This is a genomic window from Streptomyces sp. NPDC000410 (genome assembly GCF_040300305.1).
Taxonomy (GTDB): Bacteria; Actinomycetota; Actinomycetes; order Streptomycetales; family Streptomycetaceae; genus Streptomyces.
The window spans coordinates 1-12,579 of the sequence record NZ_JBEPDM010000049.1 but is presented as its reverse complement, the minus strand read 5'-3'; the positions used below and the strand labels follow the sequence as shown (position 1 = coordinate 12,579).

The 12,579-nt window shown below is 72.0% G+C and carries 13 protein-coding genes; 6 read left to right on the top strand and 7 right to left on the bottom strand.

Annotated features, from left to right (window positions below; translation table 11 throughout):
- The first annotated feature begins 90 nt into the window (after positions 1 to 90).
- Together phoU and ABT342_RS31460 are read left to right on the top strand one after the other, a co-directional pair.
- Positions 91 to 768 (top strand): phosphate signaling complex protein PhoU, encoded by a 678-nt coding sequence (phoU, locus tag ABT342_RS31465; protein ID WP_351581386.1) that lies wholly within the window; start codon positions 91 to 93, stop codon positions 766 to 768.
- Between the two features lie 153 nt (positions 769 to 921).
- Positions 922 to 1,074: a hypothetical protein gene (locus tag ABT342_RS31460; protein ID WP_351581384.1), complete on the top strand. Its 153-nt coding sequence runs from the start codon at positions 922 to 924 to the stop codon at positions 1,072 to 1,074.
- 96 nt (positions 1,075 to 1,170) lie between these two features.
- On the opposite strand, the gene ABT342_RS31455 is transcribed toward ABT342_RS31460, so the two are convergent.
- Positions 1,171 to 1,929: a phosphoglyceromutase gene (locus tag ABT342_RS31455; protein ID WP_351581382.1), complete on the bottom strand. Its 759-nt coding sequence runs from the start codon at positions 1,927 to 1,929 to the stop codon at positions 1,171 to 1,173.
- 162 nt (positions 1,930 to 2,091) lie between these two features.
- Between ABT342_RS31455 and ABT342_RS31450 the strand changes: the two genes are divergently transcribed.
- On the top strand, positions 2,092 to 3,357 hold the full coding sequence (locus ABT342_RS31450) for an MDR family MFS transporter (RefSeq protein WP_351581380.1): 1,266 nt from the start codon (positions 2,092 to 2,094) through the stop codon (positions 3,355 to 3,357).
- Between the two features lie 42 nt (positions 3,358 to 3,399).
- On the opposite strand, the gene ABT342_RS31445 is transcribed toward ABT342_RS31450, so the two are convergent.
- Together ABT342_RS31445 and mshA are read right to left on the bottom strand one after the other, a co-directional pair.
- Complete coding sequence (locus ABT342_RS31445; protein ID WP_351581378.1) at positions 3,400 to 3,891, bottom strand: type III secretion system chaperone family protein; 492 nt, start codon at positions 3,889 to 3,891, stop codon at positions 3,400 to 3,402.
- Positions 3,884 to 5,227, bottom strand: coding sequence for a D-inositol-3-phosphate glycosyltransferase (gene mshA, locus ABT342_RS31440; protein WP_351581377.1), 1,344 nt, complete (start codon positions 5,225 to 5,227; stop codon positions 3,884 to 3,886). Before mshA ends, ABT342_RS31445 begins: the two co-directional genes overlap by 8 nt.
- 451 nt (positions 5,228 to 5,678) lie before the next feature.
- Between mshA and ABT342_RS31435 the strand changes: the two genes are divergently transcribed.
- The 3 genes from ABT342_RS31435 to ABT342_RS31425 all read left to right on the top strand — a co-directional run bounded on the left by ABT342_RS31435 (position 5,679) and on the right by ABT342_RS31425 (position 9,403).
- Complete coding sequence (locus tag ABT342_RS31435) at positions 5,679 to 6,497, top strand: class I SAM-dependent methyltransferase (RefSeq protein WP_351581376.1); 819 nt, start codon at positions 5,679 to 5,681, stop codon at positions 6,495 to 6,497.
- A gap of 201 nt (positions 6,498 to 6,698) precedes the next feature.
- Positions 6,699 to 7,772, top strand: coding sequence for a C40 family peptidase (locus ABT342_RS31430; protein WP_351581374.1), 1,074 nt, complete (start codon positions 6,699 to 6,701; stop codon positions 7,770 to 7,772).
- Positions 7,773 to 8,101: 329 nt separating this feature from the next.
- Entirely contained in the window at positions 8,102 to 9,403 is a 1,302-nt protein-coding gene (locus ABT342_RS31425; RefSeq protein WP_351581373.1) for a PP2C family protein-serine/threonine phosphatase, read from the top strand.
- Positions 9,404 to 9,562: 159 nt separating this feature from the next.
- Here the strand turns inward: ABT342_RS31425 and ABT342_RS31420 are convergent, their stop codons facing one another.
- From ABT342_RS31420 to ABT342_RS31405, 4 genes are all read right to left on the bottom strand, one after another.
- The gene (locus ABT342_RS31420; RefSeq protein ID WP_351581372.1) at positions 9,563 to 9,901 is read right to left on the bottom strand and encodes a DUF2516 family protein; all 339 of its coding nucleotides are present in this window, start codon (positions 9,899 to 9,901) and stop codon (positions 9,563 to 9,565) included.
- Positions 9,902 to 10,007: 106 nt separating this feature from the next.
- Entirely contained in the window at positions 10,008 to 10,625 is a 618-nt protein-coding gene (locus ABT342_RS31415; protein WP_351581371.1) for a hypothetical protein, read from the bottom strand.
- A gap of 82 nt (positions 10,626 to 10,707) precedes the next feature.
- The gene (locus tag ABT342_RS31410) at positions 10,708 to 11,130 is read right to left on the bottom strand and encodes a helix-turn-helix domain-containing protein (RefSeq protein WP_351581370.1); all 423 of its coding nucleotides are present in this window, start codon (positions 11,128 to 11,130) and stop codon (positions 10,708 to 10,710) included.
- Positions 11,131 to 11,192: 62 nt separating this feature from the next.
- A complete protein-coding gene (locus ABT342_RS31405) occupies positions 11,193 to 12,377 on the bottom strand; it encodes an MFS transporter (protein WP_351581368.1) in 1,185 nt (394 codons plus the stop codon).
- Positions 12,378 to 12,579 lie beyond the last annotated feature (202 nt).

Here is a 12,579-nt window from a genome sequence, read left to right as displayed (position 1 = left end):
AGGAACCGGACGCGTCCGGGCCGGAACGTGGGAGCGTGGGGGTCTCAGCCCCACCCGGACCCACCGTTCGCTTCAAGAGAGGGAACCCCCATGCGGGACGCGTACCACGAGGAACTGGATTCGATCGGCGAAGGCCTTGTCGAGATGGCCCGCCTGGTCGGCTCGGCGATCGGGCGCGCCACCACGGCCATGCTCGACGCCGACCTGAAGCTCGCCGAGAGCGTGATCGCCGCCGACCAGAAGGTCGACGATCTGCAGCACGACCTGGAGGCCCGGGCCATAGCCCTGCTGGCCCGGCAGCAGCCGGTCGCGACGGACCTGCGGATCGTGGTGACCTCCCTGCGCATGAGCGCGGACCTGGAGCGCTCCGGCGACCTGGCCCAGCACGTGGCCAAGCTGGCCCGGCTGCGCTTCCCGGCCTCCGCGGTTCCGGACGACCTGCACGCCACCATCCTGGAGATGGGCCAGCTCGCGCAGCGCCTGATGGCGAAGGCGGCCGAGGTCATCATCACCAAGGACGTCGACCTCGCGCTCCAGCTGGAGACGGACGACGACGAGATGGACCTGCTGCACCGCGCGCTCTTCCAGCACCTGATCGACGACCGCTGGAAGCACGGCATCGAGACGGCGGTCGACGTCACCCTGCTCGGCCGCTACTACGAGCGCTTCGCGGACCACGCCGTCTCGGTCGCCAAGCGCGTCGTCTACCTGGTGACGGGCGAGCACGCGGACGAACTCCAGGCGGACACGCAGGTCGAGGGCGCGTAACGGCTCAGGGCCTGTCTTGCGGATCAGCCCGGCAAGATCCGCAAGAGAGGCCCTGGGGCCGCGTGGCACTTCCATGCGCCGTTGATGCGCCGGGCGAAGTGGGCATGCAATGGGGAGAGGCGAACGACCTGGACGCCTTCGAGGAGGGACCCCATGGCCGAATCCCCCAAGCCCGACCCGCAGCAGGAAGTCCCCGTTGAAGTGGTGCCCCCGCCCATGCGCCTGCCGCTGCTCGGCGCCTGCGGCTGCGGCTCGGGCTGCGGCTGCGGCTGCCAGTCCGGCGGCCCGTGCCAGTGCGGCGGCTGACCACGGCCTCCGCACGCGCGTGAACGAGCGCGGAAGGGCCCCGTCCGATCCCCGGACGGGGCCCTTCCGCATACGGTCGTCAGCTGATCCGACGGGCTACTTCTTGCCCTGGTTCTTCACGGCCTCGATCGCCGCGGCCGCCGCCTCCGGGTCGAGGTACGTGCCACCGGCCTTGACCGGGCGGAAGTCGGCGTCGAGCTCGTAGACGAGCGGGATGCCGGTGGGGATGTTCAGGCCCACGATGTCCGCGTCGGAGATGCCGTCGAGGTGCTTGACCAGCGCGCGCAGGCTGTTGCCGTGGGCGGCGACCAGCACGGTGTGGCCGTCGCGCAGGTCCGGGACGATCGAGTCGTACCAGTACGGCAGCATGCGCTGGACGACGTCCTTGAGGCACTCGGTGCGCGGGCGGAGCTCGCTCGGGATGCCGGCGTAGCGCGGGTCGTCGCTCTGGGAGAACTCGGCGCCGTCCTCGAGGACCGGCGGCGGGGTGTCGTACGAGCGGCGCCACAGCATGAACTGCTCCTCGCCGAACTCGGCGAGGGTCTGCGCCTTGTCCTTGCCCTGGAGCGCGCCGTAGTGGCGCTCGTTCAGCCGCCAGGAGCGGTGCACCGGGACCCAGTGGCGGTCCGCGGCCTCCAGCGCGAGCTGCGCGGTGCGGATGGCGCGCTTCTGGAGGGAGGTGTGCAGGACATCGGGGAGCAGGCCGGCGTCCTTGAGCAGCTCACCGCCGCGGACTGCCTCCTTCTCGCCCTTGTCGGTCAGGTTGACGTCCACCCAGCCGGTGAACAGGTTCTTCGCGTTCCATTCGCTCTCGCCGTGGCGGAGGAGGATCAGCTTGTACGTCGCGTCGGCCATGGCCATGAGCCTAATCGACGCCCGACGGGCCGGACGATTGCCCGACGGTTGCCCGACGATTGACGGTCGGCGTCAATCCGCTGGCGCGGCAGAGCATCGCGCTTGTAAGTTGCCGCATACCGAAGCACCACTTACAGCCGCCACATCCGGGGGGATACCCATATGTCCGTTGCCTCACTCAGGCGGGCCGCGAAGGAGAGCGTCTCGGGCCTCCCCCGGGCGTTCTGGTGGCTGTGGGCCAGCACCCTGGTCAACCGGCTCGGGGCGTTCGTCGCGACGTTCCTGGCCCTCTACCTCACTCTGGAGCGCGGCTACTCGGCCTCGTACGCGGGACTCGTCGCCGCCCTCCACGGCCTCGGCGGTGTCGTCTCGTCGCTCGGCGCCGGCGTGATGACCGACCGGCTCGGGCGGCGGCCGACGCTGCTGATCGCGCAGAGCGCGACGGCCGTGTCGGTGGCGGTGCTCGGCTTCATGCACCATCCCGTGGCGATCGCGGCGGTCGCCTTCTTCGTCGGCATGGCCAGCAACGCGTCACGGCCCGCCGTGCAGGCGATGATGGCGGACATCGTCAGGCCCGAGGACCGGGTGCGGGCCTTCTCGCTCAACTACTGGGCGATCAACCTCGGCTTCGCGATCTCGTCGGCGGGCGCCGGCTTCATCGCGAAGTACAGCTATCTCGCGGGCTTCCTCGGCGAGGCGGCCCTCACCCTCGTCTGCGCGGTGCTGGTCTTCGTCAAGCTGCCCGAATCCCGCCCGGAGCGCGCGTCCGGCGCCACGGGCAAGGACGAACCGGAGATCGGGCTCGGGACCGTCCTGCGCGACGGCCGGTACATGGGCGTCGTCGGACTGTCTTTCCTCATCTCGCTGATCTTCATGCAGTCCTACGTCGGCCTTCCCGTGGCGATGGGCGCGGACGGCTTCAGCCCCTCCGACTACGGACTCGTCGTCGCGGTCAACGGCGTCCTGATCGTCGCCCTGCAGATACCGGTGACCCGCTTCATCGAGCACCGCGACCCGCAGCGGCTCCTGGTGATCTCCGCGCTGCTGGCGGGCTACGGCTTCGGGCTCACGGCGTTCGCCGGGTCCATCGGCCTCTACGCCGTGACGGTCTGCGTCTGGACGCTCGCCGAGATCATCAACTCCCCCACCCAGATGAGCCTGGTCGTCCGCCTCTCCCCGGCCCACGGCCGCGGCCGCTACCAGGGCGTCTACACCATGTCCTGGTCGGTCGCCGCGCTGCTCGCCCCGCTCATGGCGGGTTACGTCATCGACCACTTCGGCGCCCGGTGGCTGTGGGGCGGGTGCGCGGCGATCGGAACGGTGGCGGCGCTGGGGTACTGGCTCGTGATGCGCGGCCTGCCGCACGCCGAGCCCCCGGCCGAGGCCTCCCCCACCCCGGCCGAGGTGCCCGAGAAGGCCGGCGCCTGAGCGCTCCGCCGGAAGCGCTGGAGGTCCGGTGCGCCGGGAAGGCTACTTCGCGGGGCGCTGGGTCAGATGCGTGAACGCGTCGAGGTTGCGCGTGGACTCGCCGCGCGCCACCCGCCACGCGTACTCCTTGCGGATCGCGCTCGCGAAGCCCAGCTCCAGCAGGCTGTTGAAACCGCCGTCCGCGGCCTCGAGCACCGTGCCCAGCAGCCGGTCCAGCTCCTCCGGGTCGATCACCGAGAGGGGCAGCTTGCCGACCAGGTAGATGTCGCCGAGCGGGTCGATCGCGTAACTCACGCCGTACAGCTTGAGATTGCGCTCCAGCAGCCAGCGGTGGACACCCTGCTCGTTCTCGTCCGGGTGGCGGATGACGAAGGCGTTGAGGGAGAGGGAGTGCTGACCCACGATCAGTGAGCAGGTCGTCGACAGCTTGCGGGTGCCGGGCAGTTTGACGACGTACGAACCCTGCTGCGGGCTCTCCCAGTCCAGTTCCGAGTCCTTGAGGAACGCCTCGATGATCTGGTGTACGTCAGCCATGGTGGGAGCGTACGCGACGGCGGTGCTCGTGCATCGCCGCCGTGTAGACGTCGGCGGTCGCGGAGGCCGCCGTGTCCCAGCCGAAGCCGCGGGCGTGGACCGCCGCCGCCGCGCCCATCCGGTCCGTCAGACCCGGGTCGTCGACGAAGCGGCGCAGCGCGCGGGCGTAGTCCGCCGGGTCGTGGCCGGGGACCAGGATGCCGGTGTGTCCGTCGCGGACGGCGACGGGCAGTCCGCCGACCCGGGCCGCGACGACGGGTGTGCCGGTCGCCTGCGCCTCGACGGCGACGAGGCCGAAGGACTCGCTGTGCGAGGGCATGACCAGCACGGACGCGGCCCGGAACCAGTCCGCGAGGCGGGCCTGGGTGACCGGGGGCCGGAACCGTACGACATCGGCGATGCCGAGCCGGGCCGCCAGCTTCTGCAGGCCCTCCGGCTTGGCGAGGCCGCTGCCGCTGGGGCCGCCGACGACCGGGACGACGATCCGGGAGCGCAGGGACGGGTCCTCGTCCAGCAGGCGGGCGACCGCCCGCAGCAGCACGTCGGGGGCCTTGAGCGGCTGGATACGGCCGGCGAAGAGCGGTATGAGGGCGTCCTGCGGGAGGCCGAGGCGGGCACGGGCGGCGGCCCGGCCGTCGGCCGGGCGGAAGCGGTCCAGGTTCACGCCGGGGTGGACGACGGCGACCTTGGCCGGGTCGGCGTCGTAGAAGCCGATCAGCTGGTCCGCCTCTTCGGCGGTGTTGGCGATCAGACGGTCGGCGGCGTCGACGATCTGGGTCTCGCCGATGACGCGGGCGGCCGGCTCGGGGGCGTCGCCCTCGGCGAGCGCGGCGTTCTTGACCTTGGCCATCGTGTGCATGGCATGGACGAGGGGGACGCCCCAGCGTTCGGCGGCGAGCCAGCCGACGTGGCCGGAGAGCCAGTAGTGGGAGTGGACCAGGTCGTAGTGGCCGGGCCGGTGGCCCGCCCAGGCCTGCATCACCCCGTGCGTGAAGGCGCACAGCTGGGCCGGCAGCTCCTCCTTGGCCAGGCCCTCGTAGGGGCCGGCGTCCACGTGCCGTACGAGCACCCCCGGCGCGAGCTCGACGACCGGGGCGAGGCCGCCCGTGGTCGCCCGGGTGAAGATCTCGACCTCGATGTTGAGCTCCGCCAGCCGCTGGGCGAGCTCGACGATGTAGACGTTCATACCGCCCGCGTCGCCGGTGCCCGGCTGGTGCAGGGGCGAGGTGTGCACGCTGAGCATGGCGATCCGGCGTGGCCTGCGGTGCTGGCCGGGCAGCCGCAGCCGGGGCGGCGGCACAAGGGTGCCGGCGAGCCGGGACACGTACTGGCTCACGTGGACGGTCCTCTCGCGCGGGGCATGGCTCCGGTCGGGAGCGCTCCTGTCGGGGAGCACTCCTGCGCGGAGCGCTCCCATGGCGGAGAGCGAGTACCGCCCTCCAAGGCCAGGAACAGCGGAAGCGCTCCTTTCATTTCCCCGGCGCCCTCCCCTTTGCCCAATCATTGCCGAGGGCGGCGGCGTGTCATCCCCGGTTCCCCAGGGCCTGCCTTTCGGATCTTGCCGGGCTCGCGTGCCCTGGCACCGCGCCTCGCTGCGTTGTCGTCGGTCGGCATGGTCCCCCGTAGCCCTTCGGGCACGGGAGGTGCCCCCACCGCCATGACTCCCTCCTCCGCCTTGCGATGCGTCCCCTAGGCCCTGCGGGCCTGGGGAGACCCCATGCACCAGACCCCGCTCGCTGATCCGGCCTGATCCAAAAGACAGGCCCTCGCCCTTTACCCTCGGTTTCATGCCCCCGCGCTCCACCCCGCCCCCCTCCCGCCCCGTGGGCGCGGTGACCCGTGGCACCACCAACCCGAACCGGCTGCGCCGCATGGACCGCTGGATCGCCGCCGCGCACGGCCCGGCCCTGCGCCGCGCCGACGACCCCCTCGCGGTGGACCTCGGGTACGGGGCCGCCCCCTGGACCGCGGTGGAGCTGCTGCACCGGCTGCGTACGGCGGCGCCGCGCACCCGGGTCGTCGGCATCGAGATCGAACCGGCGCGGGTCGCGGCGGCGCGCCCGTACGAGCGCGACGGGCTGCGCTTCACGCACGGCGGCTTCGAGATCCCGCTGCCCGGCCGGCCCGTGCTCATCCGGGCCGCGAACGTCCTGCGGCAGTACGACGAGGACGAGGTCGCCGCGGTCTGGGCGCGGCTGTGCGCCCGGCTCGCGCCCGGCGGGCTGCTCGTCGAGGGGACGTGCGACGAGATCGGGCGGCGGCACGTGTGGGTGGCGCTCGGGCCCGAGGGGCCGCGGACGGTGACCTTCGCCACCCGGCTGGGGTCGCTGGAGCGGCCCTCGGACCTGGCGGAGCGGCTGCCCAAGGCGCTCATCCACCGCAATGTGCCGGGCGAGCCGGTGCACGCGTTCCTGCGCGACTTCGACCGGGCGTGGGCGGCGTCGGCGCCGTACGCCTCGCTCGGCGCGCGCCAGCGCTGGATCAGGACCGTACGGGAACTGTCGGCCGACTGGCCTCTGACGGGGGCCGGGTCGGACGGGCTGCGGCGGTGGCGGCAGGGTGAGGTGACGGTGGATTGGGCCGCCCTGGCGCCCAATTCCCGCTGAACGGGTGGCAAAGACGGGGACAAAGGGGGCGGACGGGGGAACGCGGGGCGGGATTTGATCGTCTGTGACAGACGGATCCGGCAGTTGGTGGTGACGTGGCGAACAGCCGCGCGCCCCTGTCGCTTTCGGGGACGGCGTGGCACCATCACGAGGTCACGCGTATGTTACTGACGGTAAATCACATGTTAAGAGGGGGAGCTTGTGAACCGACGCCACCGTGCCGCCGCCGCGATCGTCGTGGTCTGCGCCGTGACGTTGCTGGCGGCGCCCAGTCAGGCCTTCGCCGCGCCGGCGCCGCCCGGGGCCCCGGCGGCCCCCGCCGCTCCCCCCGCTCCCCCCGGCAAGTCCCTGGAAGACGTACGCCTGGAGCTCGAAGGCCTCTACGCGAAGGCCGCGTCCGCCACCGACGCGTACAACCTCGCCGAGGAGCAGACGAAGAAGCAGTCGGCCCAGATCGTGAAGCTGGCCCAGCAGATCGTCAAGGGCCAGGCCAGGATCGACGACCTCAAGAAGCGCGCGGGCGCCACCGCCCGTGCCCAGTACCGGGACGGCGGACTGCCGCCCGGGGCCCAGCTGCTGCTCTCCGAGAACCCGCAGCTCTTCCTCGACGGCGTCAACCGGATCCAGCAGGGCCAGAAGGCGACCAAGGACCTCCTCGGCGAACTGACGAGGACCCAGGCCGACTTGGCGGCGTACTCCAAGGAGGCGAGCCTCCAGTGGACCAAGCTGGAGGCCAACCGGGTCAAGCAGGAGAAGGCCAAGAAGGAGATCAACGACCGGATCACGGCCGCGAAGAAGATCGAGGCGCGGCTGAAGTCGGAGGAGCGCGCGCGGCTGCTGAAGCTCGAACAGGACGCCGCGTACAAGGCGCAGACCGCCTGGCTGAGCTCCGGCGCCCTCAAGGGCGCGACCGGCGGCGCGAGCGAGACGGGCAAGGCGGCGATCGCCTTCGCGACGGCGCAGATCGGCAAGCCGTACGTCTGGGGCGCGGAGGGGCCCGGCTCGTACGACTGCTCCGGGCTGACCTCGCAGGCCTGGGCGGCGGCGGGGCGCGGCATCCCGCGCACCTCGCAGGAGCAGTGGCGGCTGTTGCCGCGGATCGACATCAAGGACATGCGGCCGGGCGATCTGATCATTTACCACGCCGATGCCAGTCATGTCGGCATGTACGTGGGGGACGGGGCGATCGTGCACGCGCCGCGGCCGGGGCGGAACGTGACGCTGGCGGGCGCGGGGTCGATGGCGATCCTGGGCGTCGTACGACCGGACAAGTAGCCCCGCCGGGCCTCGCCGAGGACGCCCGGCGCAGGCCCACCGCGGGCTCGGCGTGAGCCCGGCGCAGGCCCACCGCTGGCTCGGCGTGAGCCCGGCGCAGGCTCGGCGTGAGCCCGGTCACGACCATCCGCGTGAGGAGCGTCACCCGTCCCGCGTGACGTTCGTCATCACCGTGCGTCCAACTACCTCCCCATGCGCGGCATATGCCATCCGATCTTCTCGGAACGCCATTCCCCCACACCGCCCGCTACCGCTATGGTCCCCGTCTGGTGGTCGTCGATCGACGTCCCACCGCGCGACCCTCGGGGGGAGGGAAGGAAACCAAACCGATGCTCGTACCCGTTCCGCGCCAGCGGACCGGCTCGCCCCTTGCCGCGGAGCCCGTCACGGACACCGCGGGCGGCGGCGACCTCACGCTCCTCGTCATCGAGGACGACCCGGCGGGCACGTTCACCGTTCCCGAGCTGCTCGACGCGGTCGGCACCCGCATCCGTATCCGCACCGCCCGCAACCTCACCGAGGCCGAGCGACTGCTCACCGACGACGTCCACTGCATCCTCGTAGACCTCGCGCTCGCCCTGCCCGGGCGCGGACGCGGCGACGACGAGGCCGACGAGCTGTCCGTACTGCGCCACGTCCTGGAGCTCGCGCCGCGCCACGCCGTACTGGCGCTGGCGACGGACGCGGACGCCGAGCGGGCCGCGGAGGCGGTACGCGTCGGCGCCCAGGACTTCCTTCTCCGCGACGAGATCGACGGACGGCTGCTCAGCCGGATCATCCGGTACGCCGTCGAACGCAAGCGCGCCGACTCGGCCCAGGTGAAGCTGGCCGAGTCCCGGCTGCGGGCACAGGAGAACGCCCGCCTGGAGCGCGGACTGCTGCCCACGCCCCTGCTCCAGGGCTCGGACCTGCGCTTCGCCGCCCGCTACCGGCCCGGCCGCTCCCGCGCCCTGCTCGGCGGCGACTTCTACGACACCGTCCGCACGCCGGACGGCACGGTCCACGCGATGATCGGCGACGTCTGCGGCCACGGCCCGGACGAGGCCGCGCTCGGCGTGGAGCTGCGCATCGCCTGGCGGGCCCTGACCTTCGCGGGCCTGTGCGGGGACGAGCTGCTGTCCACGCTCCAGCAGGTGCTGGAGCACGAGCGGGAGAGCGAGGAGATCTTCGCGACCCTCTGCACGGTCGACATCGCGCCGGACGGCCGCCGCGCGGGCCTGTGCCTGGCCGGCCACCCCTCCCCGCTGATCGTCCGCAGGGACCGGCCCGCACGGCTGCTCCCGTACGAGAACAGCGGCCCGGCACTGGGCCTGCTTCCGCGCGCTCGGTGGCCGCGCCGCCAGGTCGAGCTGGGCGGGGCATGGAGCCTGATGATGTACACGGACGGGCTGATCGAGGGCCGGATCTCGCCGGGCGGGGACCGCCTGGGCCAGGACGGCATGGTCGAGATGATCAACCGCAAGCTGACGGAGGGGCTGCGCGGCGAGCGGCTGCTGGAGTCGGCGGTCGCGGAGGTGCGGGAGCTGAACGGCGGCGAGCTGACCGACGACGTGGCGGTGCTGCTGCTGGACCGTACGGAACACGCGGAGAAGCGCGACCGGGCGCGCCGGAGCGGGCGGACGCGGGCCTGACGGGCCCCGCCGACCGGACGGACCAGGTGCGGCGCTGGGGGTCTCGCCGACCGGACGGACCAGGTGCAGCGCTAAGTGTCTCGCCGGGTGGGCGGGCCGGGCGGGGGCCCGAGAGCCCCGCCGACCGAACGAACGGGCGCGGCCGCCCGAGGGTCTCGTCTACCGGCCGCCGTTGTACGGGCCGTACGGCCCGTCGCTGCTCGATCCGCCGCGCCGCCCGCGGCCGCCGCCCGACACCTGCTGGAGCGCGGGCCGTACGTCGACCATGAAGACGATCGTCGCGATCAGTCCGGCGATCTGCAGCATGAACAGCACCGGATACAGGTTCACCACGACGGTGATGCCCAGCAGGATCAGCCAGAGCGTCTTGTTCTGCTTGTCGGCGGCCCGGTAGGCGTCCTCGCGGGCGAGGGCCGCGATGACCAACGCGACCACGGCGAAGATCGTCATGGCCACGGACAGCAGCCAGAGGAACGAGCCGAATCCTGCTAGCAACATGCTGAGCACCGCCCAATCGGTGATTGCCTGCACCACGCCGACGACACCAAGGTAACGCCACCGGCAGGGCCGGACACCGCCACGGCGCCCGGCCCGTACCCGCGGTCTACTTGCCGGACTGCGGGGTGGTGGTCTTCTTCGCCGCGGGCTTGCGCGCGGCAGCGGGCTTGCGAGGCGCCGGGGCCGTGGTCTTGGCCTCGGGCCCGGCGGCGGCCTTGGCCTCGGGGGCCTCCTGCGCCTTCGCCCGCTCGGTGCCCTTCGGCTCGTCCGCCTTGGGCTCGACGGCGACCGCGATCTCGGCGATCTCCTCCGCCGCCTCGCCGCGCCACGCCTTCACGGTCTGCTCGCCGTGCTCGGCGACCTTCTCGTACGTCTCCCGCGCCTTGACCGCGTACTCCGCGGCCACACCCACGCTCCGCAGCGCCAGGTCCTGCGCGGTCTCCCCGAACTTCTTCAGATCGGTGTCGAGGCTTCCGAGGACCTCGGTGACCTTCGCCTGAATGGTGGCCTGGGCCTCCTTGGCCCGGTCGGCCACCTTCTCCTGCACGGCCTTCGGGTCGGCCTCCCGCACCGCCTCGAACCGCGCGGGCGCCTCGGCCCGCAGCTGCTCGATCAGCGCGGGCACCTTCTTGGCCTGCTGCACGGCGAGGTCGGCCGTACCGGCCGCGAAGTAGAGGGGGGTGGGGTCGGTGAGGGTCTTACGCAGGTCATCGGTGATGGCCATGACTGTGGTCCTCCCGGATCGCAGATTCGTGATGAGGGTTGCTCGTGACAACTCACGTTGCTCGTACAACGCGTACTGCGTACTACTCGTACTGCTCGGCACCACTGCCGCCGGCCGTGCGGGGGCCGTCATCGGTGGTGTCCTTATCCGTATCGGCGTCGAAGCCGTTCTCCTTGCGGAACGAGTCGTAAATCTGCAGCAGCACCTGTTTCTGCCGCTCGTTGATCGACGGGTCCGCCACTATGACGGCCCGCGTCTCCAGCTCGTCCCGGTCCCGCTCGTCCAGAATCCCGGCCCGTACGTACAGCGTCTCGGCCGAGATCCGCAGCGCCTTCGCGACCTGCTGCAACACCTCCGCGCTCGGCTTGCGCAGCCCTCGCTCGATCTGGCTGAGGTACGGATTGGACACCCCGGCGGCGTCGGCGAGCTGCCGCAGCGAGAGCTGCGCGCTGCGCCGCTGCTCGCGGAGGTACTCACCGAGATTGCCGACGTTGAGTGATGCCATGCCCCGATGGTGCAGCATTATCGCTAACTATTGCAAGCACATGCTTGCAATAGTGTGCCCCGTCACGTGCGGCGGGCCGTACCGGCCGTACGCGTGCGGCGGGCCGCACGACTGAGCGTCAGGGTCACGGCGACCGATCCGGCCGCCATCAGCGTCATCGCCGTGGCCGGGGAGGTCAGCTGCGCCAGGGCGCCCGCGAGGGCGGCGCCGACGCCCTGCATGGCGGCCATGCCGGTGGCGTGCAGGCCGAGGGCCTGACCCGCGAGGTCGTCGGGGGTGAGGGACATCAGGCGCTCCTGCAGGACCAGGCTCGCCGCGAAGCCGACGGAGGCGACGGTGACGGCCACGGCCGACAGCGCCACTCCCGGCCGCAGGACGAAGAACAGGTAGGGAACCGCCAGCAGCAGGCGCAGCGGGTTCGCGAGACGGGGGCGCACCGCGGGCGGTACCAGGCGGCCCACCGCCATGTCACCCACGAACATGCCCAGCGCCCCGCACGCGTACAGCGCGCCGGCGGCTTCGGGGGCGTAGGAGACGTAGAGCGAATCACCGCCGACCACCAGGCCGTTGGGGACCCACAGACCCAGGTAGGCCAGGCGGCGGGGGCGCGAGGACCACAGGAGGGCGTTGGCGCGCCAGGTCGCCGAGAGGGACGGGCGGCCGGAGGAGCGCTGCGGGCGGGCCGTGAGGCCCAGGCGGGTGACGAGGGCCGATATCAGGTACAGCGCCGCCGCGAGGAGCAGGCAGGTCCGCGGGGAAAGGAGCGCCAGCAGCGCGCCGCCCGTCGCGAACCCGGCCACCTGTGTCAGACCCCAGAGCATGTTGTGGACCGAACGGCCCAGGACATAGCCGTCCTTGGGCAGGATCTCGTTCAGCAGCCCTCCGCGTACTCCCCCGCCCAGCGCCGCGACCAGGCCCTGCAGGAGCACGACGGCGAAGAACGCCCAGACCGGCAGGCCGGGCAGCGCCAGTACGGCCGTGCCGGCCGCGAAGGCGAGGGCGAGGCCGGACAGGACCGCGCGCGGGGGCAGGCGGTCGGCGCCCGAGAGCAGGAACGCGCCCCCCAGCAACTGGGCCAGCTGCGGGCCGAACATGCTCACCGCCGACAGGAACGGAGAGCCGGTGGCCCGGAAGACCAGCGTGCCGAGGGCCAGGCCGCCGATCGTCTGGGCCGCGGCGAAAGCGGCGAAGGAGAGCAGGAACGGGGTGAACTCCGGGGTGCGGAAGAGGGAGCGGTAGCTACGCATGCGCCGAAGTCTCGGGGCGGCCCGGGGGGCGTGTTCGTTGTTTCGCCGACTGCCCACAACTCCGGACCGACCGGCTCGGGTTGCGCCCCGGAACCCGGGCGTCGTGATGGTGCTTGTCAGATGCTGCGGGCGGTGATGTTGCCGTAGGCGGTGGTGGCGTGGATGTTCAGGCCTGCCGCGGTGCCGTCGGTGTTGGTGAGGG